Below are 17904 nucleotides of genomic sequence, written 5' to 3'. Positions count from 1 at the left end.
GGGGCACACCGGCGCAACGCGGCGCGCGGTGCCGCCGCCTACGCGGCCGCGGCGGCGTATGGTCGCCCGCAGGGGCCGACGCCCGCGCAAACGGACCCGGAGGGGTTCCGCTCGGTCCCGGAGGGAGGTCCGAGGGCCGCATGGCAGCAGACGCGCACGGGACGGGCGGGGCCGGCAGGCGCGGGTTCACCGCGGAGCTGAGCCGGCGGGGCCGGACGGCGGTCGTGACCCTGTCCGGGGAACTGGACCACGACGGCCCGCAGCCGCTGCGGGACGCGATCGGGCAGGCGCTCGCCGGTGGCGCCGACCGCGTCCTGGTGGACTGCACCGGCCTGGAGTTCTGCGACTCCACCGGGCTCAACACCCTGCTCCAGGGGCGGCTGGACGCGCTCGCCGCCGGCAGCACGCTGGAGCTCGCCGGGTTCCGGCCCGCCGTGGCCCGGCTGTTCCAGATCACCGGGGCGGGAACGCTGTTCACCGTCCACGACACCCTGCCGGAGGAGGCGGGTTGACCATCGGAGGCCGTCCGACCGCGCGTTCCTCCGCCGTCCGGTGAACCACCCGCCCCCGCCGGGCGTGTACCAGCTGAGACCGGGGAGGCAGACGATGCCCCGGCCTGCTCACGGGACGAGAAGGAGAACGGTCATGGGCGACACGACACGCCGGCGCACGGTCCTCGCGGCGGGCGCCGCCACCCTCGCCGGGGCCGCACTGACGGCCTGCGGCGGCGACGGCGGCTCCCAGGCCCCGGACGCCTCCGGCGCCCAGGGCGCGCCGCCCGCCGGCGACCCCGCGGCCGGCGGCGCCGACGCCGCAGGCGGCAGTACGCTCGCCCGGACCTCCGACATACCGGTCGGCGGCGGCAAGGTGTTCAAGGACCGCAAGGTCGTCGTCACCCAGCCCACGGCCGGCCAGTTCAAGGCGTTCTCCGCCACCTGCACCCACCAGGGCTGCTCCGTCGCCTCCGTCGCCGACGGCAACATCGTCTGCCCCTGCCACCAGAGCCTGTTCAAGGTGTCCGACGGCACGGTGACGAGCGGCCCCGCCACCCGCCCGCTCGCCCCGGCCAAGATCATCGTCGACGGGGACACCATCTCCCTGGCTTAGGGGGTGTGTTGCGAAGGTCCTGTGCGGTGCCCGCGGTGCCCGGTCGTGCGCTCGGCGTGCCGGGCGAAGGCCCTCGCACTGGGCGTACTCGGGGCTTCGGCCGGTGCGGCGGGAGTGCGTGCCGGGCGCCGTGGGCGCCGTGCGGGACCTTCGCAACACCCGCCAGGGGCAACACCCCCTTAGCGGGATCCGAGCGCGCTGACGGCGGCGACGACCCGGTCCCAGAACCGGTCGGCGTCCAGGGTCGTCGCCACCCGCGCGTTCACCGGCCGGCCGGTCTGCCCGAGCAGGTCCACCACCGTGGCGCCCCGCGTGTAGCGGCCGGACAGCTCCACCACGATGTTCGCGTCCACGCAGCCGACGATGCCCGGGTCGATCACCCGGGCCACCGCGACCGGATCGTGCAGCGGCGGGTGCGGAAACCGGTACAGCTCGCGGTAGGTGCCGGCGAAGAACGTCAGCAGCCCCGCGCAGACGTCGCCCAGCGGCGTCCCCATCCCCGCGAAGCGGGACACCACCTCGGGCGTCGCGAGCGCCTGGTGCGTCACGTCCAGCCCGCACATGGTCAGCGGCACCCCGCTGCGGAAGACGATGTCCGCGGCCTCCGGATCCGTCAGCACGTTGAACTCGGCGGACGGCGTGCGGTTGCCGCGCCCCGCCGAACCGCCCATGAGGACGATCTCCCGGATCCGCTGCGCGTCCCCGGGGTGGCGGGTCAGCAGCAGCGCGATGTTGGTGAGCGGCCCCGTCGGGACGAGCGTCACCGGCTCGGGGTGCTCGGCGAGGATCCGGTGGACGAGGTCCACGGCGTGCTCGGGCACGGTGTCCACCGACGGCTCGGGGAAGCCCGGCCCGTCGAGGCCCGACACGCCGTGCACGTCGGCCGCGACCGCCAGCGGCTGCACCAGCGGCCGGTCGCAGCCCGCCGCGACCGGCACGCCGGTGATCCCGGCGACCGTGCACACGCGCAGTGCGTTCAGCGTGGTCTTGGCGAGGGTCTGGTTGCCCGCGACCGTCGTGACGGCGAGCAGGTCGACGCCCGGATCACCCGCCGCCAGCATGATCGCGAGGGCGTCGTCGTGCCCCGGATCGCAGTCGATGATGATCGGTACGGGACGCACGGGCACGGCCGCTCCTCGGATTCGCTTCCGGTCGCGCCCAGTCTGCCCGCCCGCCACTCCCGGCGACAGGAGGCCCGCCCGCCCCGGGGGCCGACCGGCCCAGGACCGCAGGCCCTCCAAATCGTGCCGACCCGGCACCACTTGGCGCGTTCACGCCGGTACGAAAGTCCAGGACGCCGGGTCCCGGCCGCCGCCCGCGTCTCCGCCCCTGCCCAGGCCGCTGTCTCCGTCCGCCGTACGCAGCCCCCTGCCGGTGCGCTCCAGCAGCTCCCGCAGCCAGGCGGCGTCCTCGGCGGGAGCGCGGCGCAGCCGCAGGGCGAGCGGCCGGAACACGGTGATGCGCAGGCTGTCCAGCCGCCCCGTCTCAGGATCCAGTGCGGCCAGGTACAGCGGGCGCAGGTCGCCGCGGTAGCCCTCGTAGCCGCCGATCCCCTCGTAGTCGTCGACGAAGTCCCCGCAGCCGTGCAGGATCAGCTTCCCCCGGTACAGCTCCGGCGGCCGCGCGTGGTGCGAGGAGTGGCCGTGCACGACGTCCGCGCCGGCGTCGACGAGGGCGCGGGCGAACGCGGCCCGGCCGGCGGGGATCCCGTACCCCCAGTTCGACCCCCAGTGCACCGACACCACGGCGATGTCCCCCGGCCGCTTCTCCTCCCGGACCCGCTCGGCGACGGCGCGCGCGGCCGCACCGTCCGGCGTGTCGACGTACGCCACCCCCGCCCGGCGGCGGGTCGCCGCCCACTCGGGCGGGATGCCACTGGAGGGCATCCCGAACGCGAGGACCGTCAGGCGCCTGCCGCCGCCGAGGGGGACCGCAGCAGCCCGCCCCGCGGCGTCCGCGTCCCGCCCCGCACCCGCCGCCCGCAGCCCGGCCCGGGCCAGGACGCGCAGCGTCTCGGCCAGCCCGCGCCGGCCGAAGTCCAGGACGTGGTTGTTCGCGAGGACGCACACGTCCGGGCGGGCCGCCGCCAGGCAGGGCAGGTTCCGCGGCTCCATCCGGTAGTGGACGGCCTTGCCCGGGGCGAAGTCCCCGCTGCGGGTCACCCCGGTCTCCAGGTTGACGATGCGCGCGGCCGGGGCTGCCGCGTCCAGGACGGCGAGCGCCTCGCCCCACGGCCAGTCGAACCCGACCGGCAGGGCGGGCAGCGGACCGTGCGCCGCCTCCGCCAGGGCGACGTACCCGCGGGCGTCCGCCATCCCGCCCTCGCGCAGCACGGGATCACCCGGGTACGGCAGGATCTGGTCGATGCCGCGCCCCAACATGACGTCACCGCACAACGCCACGGTGACGGGACCGCCACCCATGCCTCCAGGCTAGGTCGTCTCTTTCGGATCTTGCCGGTTGAGCCCGAGTCCTCCGGTGCCGTGCACCGCAAGGCGGAGGGCCGCCGCGTACGGGTACGCGGGCGGCACGGCAACGCGGCGAGGTGCGGTGCCGGGCCGCGGGGGCGAGGCAAGATCCGGAAGAGGCGGTCCTGGTGCTGGGCCCGCCCGCCGGCCGTGGCGCCCGGAGCAGCGAGGGCGGCGCATGTCCCGCAGGATCGGCGTGACCCCCGCCGGCCTGCCGGCAGGCCCCCGCGCGGCGCCCCCGCCCCGGCGGGCGGCGTCCCGCCCCGCGGGGGCACCCTGGAGGTATGAGCCGGGCCAACGACAGGGTGGAGGCGCTGCTGCGGGAGTACGCCGAGCTGATCGCGATCAGCGGCCAGGACGCCTTCAAGGCCCGCGCCTACGAGAAGGCGGCCCGTGCCATCGGTGGCCACCCGGTCGACATCGCGGAGCTGGACGCCAAGGGCCTCATGGACATCCCGCACGTCGGCCGCTCCATCGCCGACAAGGTGCTCGAGTACCTGCGCACGGGCCGCATCCCCGAGGTGGAGGCCTCCCGGGAGGCCGTCCCGGCAGGCGTACGGGAACTGACCCGCATCCCCGGCCTCGGCCCCCGCAAGGCCCTCGTCCTCCACCGCGAACTGGGCATCTCGTCGGTGGCGGAACTGGAGGAGGCCCTGCGCGGCGAGAAGCTGCGCGACCTCAAGGGCTTCGGCGAGCGCACCGAGGAGAGCATCCGGCACGGCATCGCCCTGCTCAGGCAGGCCGGCGACCGGATCCTCCTCGACGCCGCCACGGAACTCGCCGAGGAGATCGTCGCCGAACTCTCCCGCATCCCCGGCTGCGTACGCTGCACGTACGCGGGGAGCCTGCGCCGGATGCGCGAGACCATCGGCGACCTCGACATCCTCGTCGCCGCCGACACCTCCGAACCGTTCATGGCGGCGCTCGCCTCCCTGCCCGCCACGGCCGAGGTGATCGCGCGGGGAGCGAAGAAGACCTCCGTCCGCACCGCCTCCGGCGTGCAGGTCGACCTGCGCGTCCTGCCGCCCGCCTCCTGGGGCGCCGGCCTGCAGTACTTCACCGGCTCCAAGGCCCACAACATCCGAACCCGCGAACTCGCCGTCCGCCACGGCCTCAAACTCTCCGAGTACGGCCTCTTCGACGCCGAGACCGGCGAGAACCTCGCCTCCGAGACCGAGGAGGACGTCTACGCCCGGCTCGGCCTGCCCTGGATCCCGCCGGCGCTGCGCGAGGACCGCGGGGAGATCGCGGCCGCACTCCGCGGAGAACTGCCCGAACTGCTCACCGAGCGCGACATCCAGGGAGACCTGCACACCCACACCGACCTCACCGACGGCCTCGCCTCCCTGGAGGACATGGCCGTCGCGGCAGCCGCCCGCGGTTACGCCTACTACGCCGTCACCGACCACGCCCCGGACCTCGCCATGCAGCGCATGACGAAGGAGAAGGCCCTCGCGCAGCGGGAGCGGCTGCGCGAGCTCGACAGCACGATCCGCGGCATGCGGCTGCTGCACGGCACGGAACTCAACATCGGCCCGGACGGCGGCCTGGACTGGCCGGACGACTTCCTCGCCGGGTTCGACCTGTGCGTCGCCTCCGTCCACTCCCACTTCGGGCAGAGCCGGCAGGCCATGACCAGCCGCATCATCCGCGCCTGCGAGAACCCGTACGTCGCCGTCCTCGGGCACCCCACCACCCGCCGGATCGGCGTCCGACCCGGCATCGACGCCGACTTCGACGCCGTCTTCGCGGCCTGCGCCCGCACCGGAACCGCCCTGGAGGTCAACTCCCACCCCGAGCGCCTCGACCTGTCCGACGAGGACATCCTGCGGGCGAAGCGCCACGGCGTGAAGTTCGCCGTCGACACGGACGCCCACGCCACCGTGCACCTGCCCTACCTGCGCTACGGGGTGGGCACCGCGCAGCGCGGCTGGCTGACGAAGGACGACGTCGTCAACGCCTGGCCGTGGGGTCGGCTGCACCGGTTCCTGAGGGAGAAGCGCCGGTGAGTCCGGCGGGGGAGCCGGCCGGGGCCGCCGCGGCGCCCGACGCCGGCCAGCGGGCCGATCCGTCGGCCGCCGGGAGCACGGCCACCGCCAGTACGGCGGCCAGGGCCGCCAGCGCGAACGCCGGAGCGAAGCCGAAGCCGGTGATCAGCGCGCCCGCGAGCGGCGGCACGAGGACGATCGCCACGTGCTGGCCCGTCCCGTGCACGCCCAGGGCCCGGCCCGCCCAGTCCGGGCCCGCGTACTCCGCGACCGCGGTGTTGTGCAGGCCGTTCGTGCTGACCGTGAGCGCCGACGCCGCCAGCAGGGCCGCCGTACCCGCCGGTGACGGCCACACGGCGCCGGCCGCCAGCAGCGCCAGGTCCGCGGCCGTCGCCACGGCCAGCCACCGCATCGGCCGGACCCGGCTGCCCACCGCGTCCGACCACCACCCCGCCAGCAGCCGCACCGCGGCACCCGCCAGGTTCACGGCAGCCAGGACCGACCCGGCCGCGGCGGCGGACCAGCCCCGCTCCTGCGTCAGGAACAGCAGCGCGAAACCGGTCACCACGAACTGCGGCACACACAGCGCCGCCGCGACCGCATGCAGCCGCCACAGGTGCCCGCCGCCGGCACTGCGGCGGTACGGGGACGACGGCCGAGACGCCGACGCGCGTGCCTCCTCCGCCCGGCCCGGGGGTAGGGGGGCGCCGGGCTGCTCTGGGTGTGGCGGGTGTGGCGGGTGTGATGGATGGGGCGGGTGTGATGGATGTGGCGAGTGCGGTGGGTGTGCAGGGCGTTCGGGGCGTGGCGGGTCCACGGCGAACAGGGCGATCGCCGCGCCCGTCACCCCGCACAGCACCGCGCACAGTCCGAATGCCGCACCCACGCCCGCGCCGTCGGCCAGCGGCGGCAGCGCCGCCGCGGCCATCGCCGTACCCACCGGCTGAGACGCCTGCCGCACCCCCATCGCCATCCCGCGCCGACCGGCCGGGAACCAGCCGATCACCAGCCGCCCCGACGCCGAGTTGACGGACGACCCGCCGGCCCCCGCCGCCACCAGCAGCAGGCCCAGCCCGGTGGTCCCGCCGGCCCCGACCACGGCGGCCGCCCCCATCGCCGCCGCCGCGGCGAACAGCCCGGCGGCCAGGGCGAGCCGCTCCCCGTACCGGTCGGCGACCGCCCCCCAGCCGACCAGGCCGAGGAGGATCCCGGCGATCGGGCACGAGACCAGCACCCCGGCCCCGGTGAGCGAGACGCCCAGGTCCCGCTGGAACGCGGGGATCAGGTACGCGAGCCCGTACAGGGCCGTCGTGCTGGCGGTCTGGCCGCAGGTCCCGAGGGCGAGCATGACCCAACTGCGCGTCATCCTTGGCGTGTCCACACCCGGCACTGTAGGCGGATGGCCGTTATTCGAGACAGATCGTTCTGGATGCTGAGACAGTGGCAGGGCGGGGGTATGGGGAAGGGGCCCGGTCGGAGACCGGGCCCCGAGGAGGCGGGGAGGGCGCCCTGGATTCCCTGGATCCCCTGGATCCCCCGGATCCCCTGGATCCCCTGGATTCCCTGGATCCCCCGGATCAGGAACCGGTCCGGCCGCGCCCGGACACGAAGTCCCGCGCCCGGTCCACGAGGCCCAGCCCCGGCGCCAGCAGCTTGTTCGCCGGCGGCTCCGACGGCTTCCCCGGGTGGGGCCGCGTCGGCGCCAGCTTCTTCGCGAGCCGGATCCGGTCCCCGAGCTCGTCGAGGACCTCCTTGCCGCAGGCGCGCCGCAGCGCCGGGAACAGGTTCGTCTCCTCGTCGCGGATGTGCTCCAGCACCTCGTTCCGCAGTTCGGTGACCATCCGCTCGAACTCCGGACCCGCCGCGTCGACCGCCTCCAGGTCCTTCAGCACCACCTCGACCCGGGCGTGGTCCTCGATCTCCCGGTCGGCGATCGCGTCACCGCCCGGCACGTGCTTGCGTACCGCGGGGTACAGGTACTCCTCCTCCGCCACGGAGTGCCGCACCAGCTCGATCGTCAGCAGGTCCAACAGGGTGCGGCGCTCCTTGGCGGGGGTGGCGTTCGCGAGGTCCGCGAAGAAGCCCCGCACCTCGTCGTGGTCGGCGGTCAGCTCGTGGACGACGTCTCCGCCGTGTCCCATGGCCGTGCTCCTCTCTCGTGTCCTTGCTCTCCTGCACGGCCGGCCCGCCATGCGCTGCACTGCGCTGCACTGCACTGCACTGCACTGGACTGCGCGGCGGCGGCCGTACACGGCGCCGGCCCCCGGGCCTGCGCCGGAGACCTCCGCTTGCCCCGCCGCCCCCGGTCCATGCACGGCCCTGCGCCGACCGGCGTACCCGGTTTGACCCGGCCGCCGGCGGGCATGCGCTCACGACCACCGGCCGACCCGGGAGCCGATCCATGAGCCATCACGTTCCTGCGCCGCCCGCCGAGAGCGGTGAGCTGCCGCAAGACCACACCGGCGCGATCCTGGAAGTGACCAAGCGCGTCGCGTCGCTGCTCAAGGCCACGGGCAAGCCCTTCGCGCTCGCCGGCAGCGTCGCCGCGTTCGCCCACGGAGCACCCGCCCGCTTCCAGCACGACACGGACTTCTGCGTGCGCCCCGAGGACGCCGAGGAAGTCATCGCCGCACTCCGCAAGGGCGGCATCGAGATGCGCGAGTCCTCGGAGGACTGGCTGGTCAAGGGCTCCGCCGACGGCGAGCACATCGACCTCATCTTCGAACTCGCCCGGCGGCCGGTGGGTGCCGACCTGCTGGCCCGTGCCGAGGTCCGCTCCGTCGCGTCCGTGTACATGCCCGTCCTCGCCCCGACGGACCTGATGGACGGCAGGCTCGCCGCCCTCACCGAGCACTACTGCGACTTCGGCGACCTCCTGCCCATCGCCCGCGTCCTGCGCGAGCGGATCGACTGGGTCCGCCTCGACCGCGAGTACCGCGACACCCCGCTCGCCGATGCCTTCCTGTACCTGCTCGAACGGCTCGACGTCATCCAGCCCCGCCCCCGCGACGGGGCCGCGGACCGGGGCGGCGAAGGGGTCGGGGAGGGGGCGGAGGGGGTCGGGGAAGGGGACCGCGCGCGGGCCGGTGAGCGGGTCGAGGCATCCCGGTCCGGGAAGGAGCCGCGCCCATGACCGAACCCGCGCGCCGGCACGGCGAACCCGTCGCCTACCGGGCCGAGCACCTGCGCGAGCGCCTGGCCCGCGACGACCTCGCCGAACTCGGCGTCAAGATCGACCTGCACGGCCCCGTCGCGGTCCTGACCGGGACGGTCACCACCGCCGCATGCCGTGAGCAGGTCCTGAGCATCGCCGCCGAGGAACTGGACGGCCTCCAGTGGCGGCACGACATCCGCCTTGCAGGAGTGCTCCCACCCCCCGAGGGCGACCTGGAGGACCTTCCATGACGCGCATCGCCGCGGTCGGCGACATCCACCTCGCGCCCGGCTCCGAAGGGCTGCTGCGGCCCGCCTTCGACACCCTCGGCGAACGGGCCGACCTGCTGCTCCTGGCCGGCGACCTGACCCGGCACGGCACCCCGGAGGAGGCCGCCGTGGTCGCCGGCGAGGTGACGGGACTGCCCGTGCCCGTGGTCGCGGTGCTCGGCAACCACGACTACCAGAGCGACCGGCAGGACGAGGTCGCCGGCGTACTCCGCGAGGCGGGCGTGACCGTCCTGGAGGGTGACTCCACACGGATCGACGTCGGCGGTGTCCGCATCGGCGTGGCCGGTGCCAAGGGGTTCTGCGGCGGCTTCGCGGGCCGCTGCGCGGGCGAGTTCGGCGAGCCGGAGATGAAGGCGTTCGTCCGCACGGCACACCAGGCTGCCGCATCCCTGCGCGGCGCCCTGACGGAACTCTCCGCCGACGGCTGCGACGTCCGCGTCGCCCTCACCCACTTCGCCCCCGTACCGGACACCCTCGCGGGGGAGCCGCTGGAGATCTACCCCTTCCTCGGCAGCCACCTCCTGGCGGAGGCGATCGACGAGGTGGGCGCCGACCTGGCGGTCCACGGCCACGCCCACCACGGCACGGAACACGGCATGACGGAGGGCGGGGTCCGGGTCAGGAACGTGGCGATGCCGGTGATCGGGCGGGCGTTTGCGGTGTATCGGTTGGAGGGGGGCGGGTGAGGGGGGCGGGTGAGTAAGGCGGGTGAGGGGGCGGTGCGGGGGGCGGGAGCCGACGACTCGGGTCCGAGAAGTGACGGCGGGGGCGGGGGTTGGGCGGGAGCCGGGGGGTCGGGGTCGGGTGGTGCTGGGGGTGTCCCGGCAGCCGATTGTCCTTCCGGGGCGGGCCGTCCTGTAAAGGGCGCGCCCGTTGGCGCGTCGCTGCGCGATGGCCCTTGCGGGCCACCCTTGACAGGACGACCCGCCCCGGAATGCCAACAAGCTGCCGGGAAGCCCCCAGGGGAATGGCCTGGGGGGAGCGGGGCCTATGGGGCGTGTCGGAGTCCTTGCTCTCCCGCCCCGGCCGCCCCTTTCGCCCCACCGGCATCAGCCGTGCCCGCTCGGCGTCGGGGCCGGGCCCCATGCCACCCCAAGCCCCGATTTCGAGGCCCTCACGGCGGCCAGGCGGCCGTGACTGCACGAAACGACGCCCAGAGCATCGTTCCGGGACAGGACCGCCCCAGATCGCCACGTGCATCCGGGGTCTTCGGCGTCCGGCGGCCGTTAGGGCCTGTCCTGCCGATATCGCCGCAGAACAGCACGAGTCCGTCATCGACTCCGACTGCCCGGCTGACAGTCTCCTGGTACACGGTGCACATCACCTGGGGCAACTGTGCAGCCCCTCTGCCCTCGACAACAGCATGACCGTCTGCAGGTACATCCCCGCGTCAAACCCACTGTCCGGGCCCCATCGTCCGGTCGAGGTAGCAGAACGGGACGGCCGGCGCTCCGAACGCCTCCGAGTTCAAGGTGGCGATCTTTCTGGGCCGGTCTGGGTCGTCGCGCTCGATCCCCAGCGATTCGTACCGCTGGGCGGCGGCAGCAGCAAAGCGGTCCAGGTACGGCGAGGCTAGCCCGGCCGGGTACATCGGGTACTCACGCTGTCGCCGGGGTCCCCCGCCAGCGCCCTGGCTGTCGCGGCCCGCTTGAGATCCGCGAACGGTCCACCGGCCACGACGTACGGATGCCACGGCTGGAGGTTCCCGCTGGACGGAGCCCGAGCTCCACATCCACGTCTTCGCGTCCTCTTCTTCAACCGGGCCCCTCCACCGCATTGAGCCGTCAGTACCGAGAGTCGCCGGGAGTTGGGGAGGCGCGTCGGATCGCTGCGTGGGCGCCGTCTGGCGGTTGACCGGCTGACCACAGGGGCGGGGGAGGGGGAAAACAAATCGCGTGCCCCGGCACCCGTTCTTTCCTAGACTCGCACCGCGCGCCGCAGACGCATAACGCGGCGCGGGAGCCGCCGGGTTGGCGGTTCCGCACGTCGCCGAGTTGAGAAGGGGAACAGACCATGGGCCGTCAGCGCACCGTCGTCTTCGTTCTCCCGTCCCGGTACGACGTGATCCCGGTGTCCCGGGCCGCGCGGTGTCCGCTGCGCGGCCGACACCGCACGTCCTGACGCACTTCCGGTCCGGCGGGGCCGCCAGGCCCGCCGGACCGGGGCACGGCTCCGGCCCGGTTCCTGCCCGTCCCCGTCGGGTGCGGTCCGAACGGGCCCTGGCCCGGCCGCCCCCTTCCCCGACTCGTTTCGTCCCGCCCGGCACGTTGTCGGAGCGCCGGGCGCCGCTGTTCGCGGCTCGGAGGGGGAGGCGGGGTGGATCCCGAACGGTATTCGGAGCCGAACCTCCCGCACGCGTCAGGGAATCGCGCAGCCCATGCAGCCACACCATCCGAAAGGCCGGGCCATGCGCACCAGCCGGCGTTCCCTCGCCACCACCGCGACCGCCACCATCCGTCCCGCCCTCGACGCCGTCCGCAACATCGGCATCCTCGCCCACGTCGACGCGGGCAAGACCACCGCCACCGAGCGGATCCTGTTCGCGACCGGCGCCGTCCACAAGCGCGGCGAGGTCCACGAGGGCACCACGGTCACCGACTGCGACGCGCAGGAGCGCGACCGCGGCATCACCATCTTCGCCGCAGCCGTCAGCTGTTCCTGGGCCGGCCACCGCATCAACCTGATCGACACGCCGGGCCACGTCGACTTCGCCGACGAGGTCGAGCGCTCCCTGCGCGTCCTCGACGGGGCGGTCGCCGTCTTCGACGCCGTCGCCGGCGTCGAGCCGCAGAGCGAGTCGGTGTGGCGCCAGGCGGACCGGCACGGCGTCCCGCGGATCGCGTTCGTCAACAAGATGGACCGGGCGGGCGCCGACCTCGACACGGCCGTCGCGTCGCTGCGCGACCGGCTCGGCGCCGTCCCGCTCGTGGTGCAGCTGCCGATCGGGCGGGAGGACGCCTTCACCGGCGTCGTCGACCTCGTCCGCATGCGCGCCCTGCTGTGGCCCCCCGGCGCCGACACGTGCCGGACGCTCGGGGAAGCCGACTGGGACACCGAAGGCGGGCCGGGCCTGCGCGCCGAGGCACTCCGTCGCCGGCGCCTGCTGGAGGAGGCCGTGGCGGAACTCGACCCGGAAGCCCTGGAGGAGTTCTGCGCCACCGGCACCCTGACCGACGAGGCCCTCGCCCGCGCCCTCCGCACGGCGACCCTCGACGGCTCCGGCACGGTCGTCCTGTGCGGGTCCGCCTACCGCAACCGCGGAGTGGAGCCGCTCCTCGACGCCGTCACCGCCTACCTGCCGTCGCCCGCCGACATGCCGCCCGTCCGCGGAACCGCCGCTGACGGCACCGGGCTGGAGCGCCGCCCCGACACCGACGGGCCGGTCGCCGCGCTCGCGTTCAAGGTGTCGATGACCGCCACCGGCCGCCTGACCTTCGTACGCGTCTACTCCGGAACCCTGCGGAAGGGGGACACCGTGCTCGACCCGAACGGCGGCCGCACCGAGCGCGTCGCGCGCATCCTGCGCGTCCAGGCCGACCGGCACACCGAGTTGGACGAGGCGCGGGCCGGCGACATCGTCGCCGTCGTCGGGCTGAAGGCCGCCCGCGCCGGCACGACCCTGTGCGCGCCGCAGGCGCCGCTGCTCCTCGAACCGCCCACCGTCGCCGACCCGGTGGTGTCCGTCGCGGTCGAGGCGCGCCGCAGCACCGACACCGGCCGCCTGGCGGCCGCACTGGCCCGGCTGGTGGAGGAGGATCCGTCGCTGCGCGTGCGCAGCGACCCCGAGACCGGCCAGACCGTGCTGTCCGGGATGGGCGAACTCCACCTGGAGGTCGCGGTGGAGAAGATCCGCCGCGACCAGGGGCTCGACCCCGCCGTGGGCCGGCCGCAGGTGTCGTACCGGGAGACCGTGCTGCGCGGTGTCGCGGGCCTGGTGCACCGGCACGTCAAACAGGACGGCGGGGCAGGCCAGTTCGCGCACCTCGTCATCGACGTCGAGCCGCTGGACGGTGCGGCCTCCGGGCCCGCGACGGCCTTCGAGTTCCGCTCGGCGGTCGTCGGCGGGCGGGTGCCGCAGGAGTACGTGCGCGCCGTCGAGGCCGGCTGCCGGGACGCGCTCGCCGACGGGCCGCTGGGCGGCCACCCGGTGACGGGCCTGCGGGTCACCCTCACCGACGGGGCGACGCACTCCAAGGACTCCTCGGAGATGGCGTTCCGCACCGCCGGGCGGGCCGCCCTGCGGGCGGCGCTGCGGCAGTGCGCGATGGGGCTGCTGGAGCCGGTGGCCGAGGTCGTGGCCACGGTCCCCGACGACGCCGTCGGCACGGTCCTCGGCGACCTCGCGGCGCGCCGGGGCCGGGTGTCCGGCTCCGAGAGCCGGTCCGGGACCACGGCGGTCACGGCCGTGGTGCCGCTGGCCGAGCTGTTCGGGTACGCGTCCCGGCTGCGCGGGCGGACCCAGGGCCGGGGCACCTTCACGACCCGGCCGGCAGGGCTCGCCCCCGTACCGGAACCGGTGGCGGCGCAGGTCCTGGCCGTCTGACCGCCCGGCCCCCGGCCCCGCCGCCGCGTACGGGCGCGGCGGCCGGGGGCCCGGTTCCGCGTGCCGGCCCGGCCGCCGCGGCGGCGTCCCCCAGCGGCGGGGGGCGCCCCCGCGCCGCGGGTGCCGTTCCGGTGGGCGTAAGTGATCCTGGGGGCATGGGCTCCGCCGGTGTCCCCCGCACGCGGATCGCCGCACGCTACGCCGCGGCCGCCCGCCGGTCCGGCCGGGTCACCCTCGCCGCCGGTGCCGCCTTCTACCTGTTCCTGTACGCGTTCGGGCTGACGGTCGGGGCGACGTACGCCCTGTTCGCGTCGGTGTCCATGGCCGGGCTCTCCCACATCCCGGGCACGGGGCGGCAGCGGGCCGCCGTGCTGGTGCGGCTCGTGCCGGTCTGCTGGCTGCTCGTGGCCATCGGCACCTACCTCGCGGTGCGTACCTGGACCGCCGTGGCCGGCATGCTCGTCATCGGCTTCGCGCTGGCGTTCGTCGCGGCCGGCGGCCCCCGCGCCGCGGGCGCGGCGCCGGGCCTCCAGCTGCTGTACATCATGCCGTCGTTCCCGCCCTACGATCCGGGCTCGCTCGACGAACGGCTCATCGGCACCACCGCCGGCCTGCTGCTCCTGATCCTCGCCGAGGCGTACCTCTTCCCCGATCCGCCGACCGTCCCCTACCGCGAACTCGCCGCCCGCGCCGCCGACACGGCGCAGGCGTGCGTCCGCGAGCTCACCGCCCCGCCGTGGCGGCTCTCCGAGCGGAGCGAGCGGGACGCGACGGCGGCCATCGGTTCGCTGCGGCCCATGAACGTCGCGGAAGCGGACCGGCCCGCCGGCCCGGGCGTCCACGAGCGGGCCCTGTCGCACACCGGGCTGTCGGCGCGGACCCTGCTCGCCCGGCTCATCCGGCTGACCGAACCGCCGGGCGGGGCCGGGCCGGCCGAGCCGGGCCGGGAGATCCTGGAGGCCGTACGGCGGACCGCGGCCGAGACCGCGGCGTGCCTGCGGGGCACCGCGCAGGCGACCGGCGCCCGGGAGGGGCTGGCGCGGGCCCGTGCTGCGCTGGCGGCCGCGCCCCCCGACCCGGCCGCGGCCGGGGAACCGGCCGCCCCGCCCGGGCGGGGCGCGGTGCTGCGCCGGTACGCGGGCCTCATCGAGGCGGCCGACGCCGCGCTCGCCATGTCCACGGCCGCCGTGATCGCCGTACGCGGCCGGGCCGCCGCGCCCGACCCGCCGCCGATGCGCTTCTGGTACGCCCGCATGCGCGCCCCGCGGCTGTGGTGGATGCGGCTGGAGGGGCATGCGGGGCGCCGCTCGGTGTTCTTCCAGAACGCGGTCCGGATCAGCCTCGCCCTGGCGGCCGCCCGCACGGTCGCCGGCCTGGACACCCTCCCGCACGGCTTCTGGGCCACCCTCGCGGCCCTGACGCTGACCCGGACGACGGTCCGCGAGACCCGTACGACGGTCCGGCTCGCCCTCACCGGCACGCTGGCGGGAGCCCTCCTGGCCGCCGTGCTGCTGGCCGCCGTCGGGACCGACACCACCGTGTACGCGATCGCCCTGGCGCCGGTCATGCTGCTCACCTTCACGCTCGGGCCGGTCAAGGGGGTCGGGTGGGCGCAGGCGATGTTCACCGTGACCATCGCCCTGGTGTTCGCGCAGCTCGCCCCGGCGAACTGGCAGCTCGCGGAGCTGCGGCTGCTTGATGTGCTGATCGGCAGCGCGATCGGGGCGGTCTTCGGGCTGCTCGCGTGGCCGCGGGGGGCGCACGAGGAACTCCAGCGCTCGGCCGCGGTGCTGATGCGAGGGGCGGCGGAGATCGTCGTCGCGACGGCCGCCGCGGTCGCCGCGGGCGGCGTACGGCAGGTGCAGCCGGCAGTGCCGGGGCACCGGTCGCTGCGGCACTCGCTGATTCTCGCCGAATCGGCGTTCGCCCAGTACCAGAGCGAGCCGGAGGGGTCCTACGGGCGCCGCGGGCACCCGGGCGGGGCGGGCCGCGCCGCCGGCCCCGTACCGGAGCCGGACTGGCAGGCCACGATGATGGCCGGGCACCACACGCTGTGGGGCTCGGACCGGCTGATGGAGCCGCCGCAGCCGGGGCCGGGACCCGTCACCGTGCCCCCGCTCGGCCCCGCCGCGGCCGAGGCCGTGACCCGGCTGGGCGACCGGGTCGCCGGCCGCATGCTGCTGGTGTCGGCGGCGCTCGACCCGGGCGGCGACACCCCGGCCGCCCCGGCCGCGCTGCGCGACCCGGAGTTCGACGGATTCGCCGCCCCACCCGACGGCGCGCCGCGCCTCTACTACATGACGGTGTTCTGGCTGGACTCCCTGATCACCGACCTCGAGCACATCGCGGGAACCGCCCGGAACTGACCCGCCCGGGGCCGGGGCGGCAGGGCCCGGGCGATACTTCGCTCCTGACTCCCGACCTCCCCATCCCGAAAGGCGACGCCCGCATGCCCGACCCGACGGACCCGACCGCGCCGACCGGCGACCCGACCGCCGCCCCCCGGGGCGCGGCCGCGGACCGGCCGCTGCCGCCGGAGGCGCTGCGCGGCGCGTTCCGGCCGATCACCGAGGCGGGCGCCGCCGTCCTGCACCGGCGATGCGCCGACGTCACCGAGTTCGGGTCCCCGGCGCTGTCCCGGCTCGTCGACGACATGTTCTTCACCATGCACGCCGCCCGCGGCGTCGGCCTCGCCGCCAACCAGATCGGCGTGGACCTCCGCCTGTTCGTGTACGACTGCCCCGACGACGACGGTGTCCGCCACATCGGCCACGTGTGCAACCCGGTCCTCGACCCGCTCCCGGACACGGCCGGCGCCCCGGCCCCCGGCGCCCCGGCCGCCGGCGCCCCGGCCGTCGTCCGGGCGGAAGGCTGCCTGTCGGTACCCGGCGCCCGCCACGAGCTGGCCCGCGCCGCCCGCGCCGTCGTCCGCGGCAGCGACAAGGACGGCAACCCGGTCGTCGTGGAGGGCACCGGGTTCTTCGCCCGCTGCCTCCAGCACGAGACCGACCACCTCGACGGCACCCTCTACACCGACCGCCTGACCCCCGGCCAACGCGCCCGCTGCCTCGCGGACATGGCCGAGAACGCCGAAACCGTCCGCGCCGCCCGCCTGGCCCGCGCCCGGCACCTGAGCCGCTGACGGCCCCGGCGGGGCCGGGCAGCCAGGCCCCGGGCAGCCGGGGTCGGCGGGGTCGGCGGGGAGGCGGGGCGGGGGTGGGCGGGAGCCGGTGAGTCCGGGTCGGCGGGGAGGCGGCGGGGTGGTTTCGGCGGGAGCCGGGCGGGCGGGGCAGGGGAGAGACGGGGGACCGGGGCGTTGGCGGGAGCCGATGGGTCGGGGTCGGGGGTGTGGCTGGGGGTGTCCCCGGCAGTTGATGGTGTCCGGGGCGGGCCGGTCCCTCAAGGGCGCGCCCGTTGGGCGCGTCGCGGTGCGATGGCCCTTGCGGGCCACCCTTGACCGACCGACCCGCCCCGGAGGCATTTTTTCTGCCGGGACGCCCCCAGGGAAACGGCCAGGGGGGAGGAGAGGCATACGGGCGCATCAGAGCTCTTACTCCCCCGCCCCCGCAGGCACATCCCGGCCCCACCGGCATCATGAGCCCCGTCGGTGGGGCCCCGACTGGCTCTCACGTCGGGAAAGGACGCCCAAAGCATCATCCGGAGACAGAAGCGCCCCAGATCGCTACGCGGCGCGGCTTTGTTCGGCGTCTGTCGGTCGTCAGGGGCAGGAGACGCTACACATCGCCCCATGCTCCTGCCTCTTCGGCGGCGGACGGCCGTCCTGGGCCGCGAAGCGCCCACGCACGCTGCACGCTTCCGTCCTTTCGGCGCCTGGCGGCCGTCAGGGCCAGGAGACGCGACACATCGCCCCATGCTCCTGCCACTTCGGCGGCGGACGGCCAGCCTGGGTCGCGAAGCGCCCACGCTTACTTCCTCCTCCTCGCTTCCGCCGCCGACGAAGGGCGCCCAGGTAGCGATCTGCCGCGTCTGCCACCCCTCACGGCCGTCCGCCGCTGAAGAGGCAGGTCCCTGTAGGGATGTGTCGCGTCTCCTGGCCCCTGACGGCCGACAGACGCCGAACAAAGCCGCGCCGCGTAGCGATCTGGGGCGCTTCTGTCTCCGGATGATGCTCTGGACGTCGTTTTCTGCGGTCAGAGCCCGCCCCGCCCCCGCCGCCGGGGCTGCTGATGCCGGTGGGGCCGGATGTGCCTGCGGGGGCGGGAGGGGAAGGGCTCTGATGCGCCCGTATGCCTCACTCTCCCCCTGGCCGTTTCCCTGGGGGCGTCCCGGCAGAAAAAATGCCTCCGGGGCGGGTCGGTCGGTCAAGGGTGGCCCGCAAGGGCCATCGCACCGC

General features: G+C 75.2%; 13 protein-coding genes and 1 pseudogene. 9 read left to right on the top strand and 5 right to left on the bottom strand.

The genetic code is table 11. From position 1 onward, the window contains the following. Nucleotides 1-140 precede the first annotated feature (140 nt). Together ACZ462_RS17885 and ACZ462_RS17880 are read left to right on the top strand one after the other, a co-directional pair. Nucleotides 141-512 (top strand): STAS domain-containing protein, encoded by a 372-nt coding sequence (locus ACZ462_RS17885; protein WP_467806461.1) that lies wholly within the window; start codon nucleotides 141-143, stop codon nucleotides 510-512. Nucleotides 513-645: 133 nt separating this feature from the next. Then, the gene (locus tag ACZ462_RS17880) at nucleotides 646-1107 is read left to right on the top strand and encodes a Rieske (2Fe-2S) protein (RefSeq protein ID WP_467806459.1); all 462 of its coding nucleotides are present in this window, start codon (nucleotides 646-648) and stop codon (nucleotides 1105-1107) included. Between the two features lie 179 nt (nucleotides 1108-1286). Here the strand turns inward: ACZ462_RS17880 and ACZ462_RS17875 are convergent, their stop codons facing one another. Both ACZ462_RS17875 and ACZ462_RS17870 read right to left on the bottom strand, forming a co-directional pair. Next, the gene (locus tag ACZ462_RS17875) at nucleotides 1287-2228 is read right to left on the bottom strand and encodes a nucleoside hydrolase (RefSeq protein ID WP_467806458.1); all 942 of its coding nucleotides are present in this window, start codon (nucleotides 2226-2228) and stop codon (nucleotides 1287-1289) included. A 150-nt stretch (nucleotides 2229-2378) separates the two neighbouring features. Further along, a complete protein-coding gene (locus ACZ462_RS17870; protein ID WP_467806457.1) occupies nucleotides 2379-3530 on the bottom strand; it encodes a CapA family protein in 1152 nt (383 codons plus the stop codon). Nucleotides 3531-3859: 329 nt separating this feature from the next. Between ACZ462_RS17870 and polX the strand changes: the two genes are divergently transcribed. Beyond that, entirely contained in the window at nucleotides 3860-5584 is a 1725-nt protein-coding gene (polX, locus tag ACZ462_RS17865; protein WP_467806455.1) for a DNA polymerase/3'-5' exonuclease PolX, read from the top strand. On the opposite strand, the gene ACZ462_RS17860 is transcribed toward polX, so the two are convergent. Together ACZ462_RS17860 and ACZ462_RS17855 are read right to left on the bottom strand one after the other, a co-directional pair. Beyond that, entirely contained in the window at nucleotides 5529-6944 is a 1416-nt protein-coding gene (locus ACZ462_RS17860; protein ID WP_467806454.1) for an MFS transporter, read from the bottom strand. The two genes, polX and ACZ462_RS17860, sit on opposite strands and share 56 nt — an antisense overlap. A gap of 196 nt (nucleotides 6945-7140) precedes the next feature. Then, entirely contained in the window at nucleotides 7141-7704 is a 564-nt protein-coding gene (locus ACZ462_RS17855; RefSeq protein ID WP_467806453.1) for a hemerythrin domain-containing protein, read from the bottom strand. Nucleotides 7705-7964: 260 nt separating this feature from the next. On the opposite strand from ACZ462_RS17855, the gene ACZ462_RS17850 reads away from it, so the two are divergent. Genes ACZ462_RS17850 through ACZ462_RS17840 form a run of 3 tightly spaced genes read left to right on the top strand, consistent with a single transcriptional unit; the run spans nucleotide 7965 to nucleotide 9693 of the window. Further along, nucleotides 7965-8696, top strand: a complete 732-nt coding sequence (locus ACZ462_RS17850; RefSeq protein ID WP_467806452.1) for a nucleotidyltransferase family protein — start codon at nucleotides 7965-7967, stop codon at nucleotides 8694-8696. Next, nucleotides 8693-8968, top strand: a complete 276-nt coding sequence (locus ACZ462_RS17845) for a BON domain-containing protein (RefSeq protein WP_467806450.1) — start codon at nucleotides 8693-8695, stop codon at nucleotides 8966-8968. The genes ACZ462_RS17850 and ACZ462_RS17845 overlap by 4 nt, the downstream gene beginning before the upstream one ends. Next, the gene (locus ACZ462_RS17840) at nucleotides 8965-9693 is read left to right on the top strand and encodes a metallophosphoesterase family protein (RefSeq protein ID WP_467806449.1); all 729 of its coding nucleotides are present in this window, start codon (nucleotides 8965-8967) and stop codon (nucleotides 9691-9693) included. The genes ACZ462_RS17845 and ACZ462_RS17840 overlap by 4 nt, the downstream gene beginning before the upstream one ends. A gap of 428 nt (nucleotides 9694-10121) precedes the next feature. Here ACZ462_RS17840 and ACZ462_RS17835 read toward each other — a convergent pair. Beyond that, nucleotides 10122-10765, bottom strand: a pseudogene (locus ACZ462_RS17835) (nitroreductase family protein). Between the two features lie 649 nt (nucleotides 10766-11414). Here ACZ462_RS17835 and fusA point away from each other — a divergent pair. The 3 genes from fusA (at nucleotide 11415) to ACZ462_RS17820 (ending at nucleotide 16692) form a co-directional block, all read left to right on the top strand. Continuing rightward, complete coding sequence (fusA, locus tag ACZ462_RS17830) at nucleotides 11415-13550, top strand: elongation factor G (RefSeq protein WP_467806448.1); 2136 nt, start codon at nucleotides 11415-11417, stop codon at nucleotides 13548-13550. 155 nt (nucleotides 13551-13705) lie between these two features. Further along, on the top strand, nucleotides 13706-15916 hold the full coding sequence (locus tag ACZ462_RS17825; protein WP_467806446.1) for an FUSC family protein: 2211 nt from the start codon (nucleotides 13706-13708) through the stop codon (nucleotides 15914-15916). An 83-nt stretch (nucleotides 15917-15999) separates the two neighbouring features. Next, the gene (locus tag ACZ462_RS17820; RefSeq protein ID WP_467806445.1) at nucleotides 16000-16692 is read left to right on the top strand and encodes a peptide deformylase; all 693 of its coding nucleotides are present in this window, start codon (nucleotides 16000-16002) and stop codon (nucleotides 16690-16692) included. The last annotated feature ends 1212 nt before the right edge of the window (nucleotides 16693-17904 follow it).

The sequence above is a fragment of the Streptomyces sp. NPDC031121 genome (assembly GCF_055570615.1).
This window is presented reverse-complemented; position numbering and strand designations above follow the sequence as displayed.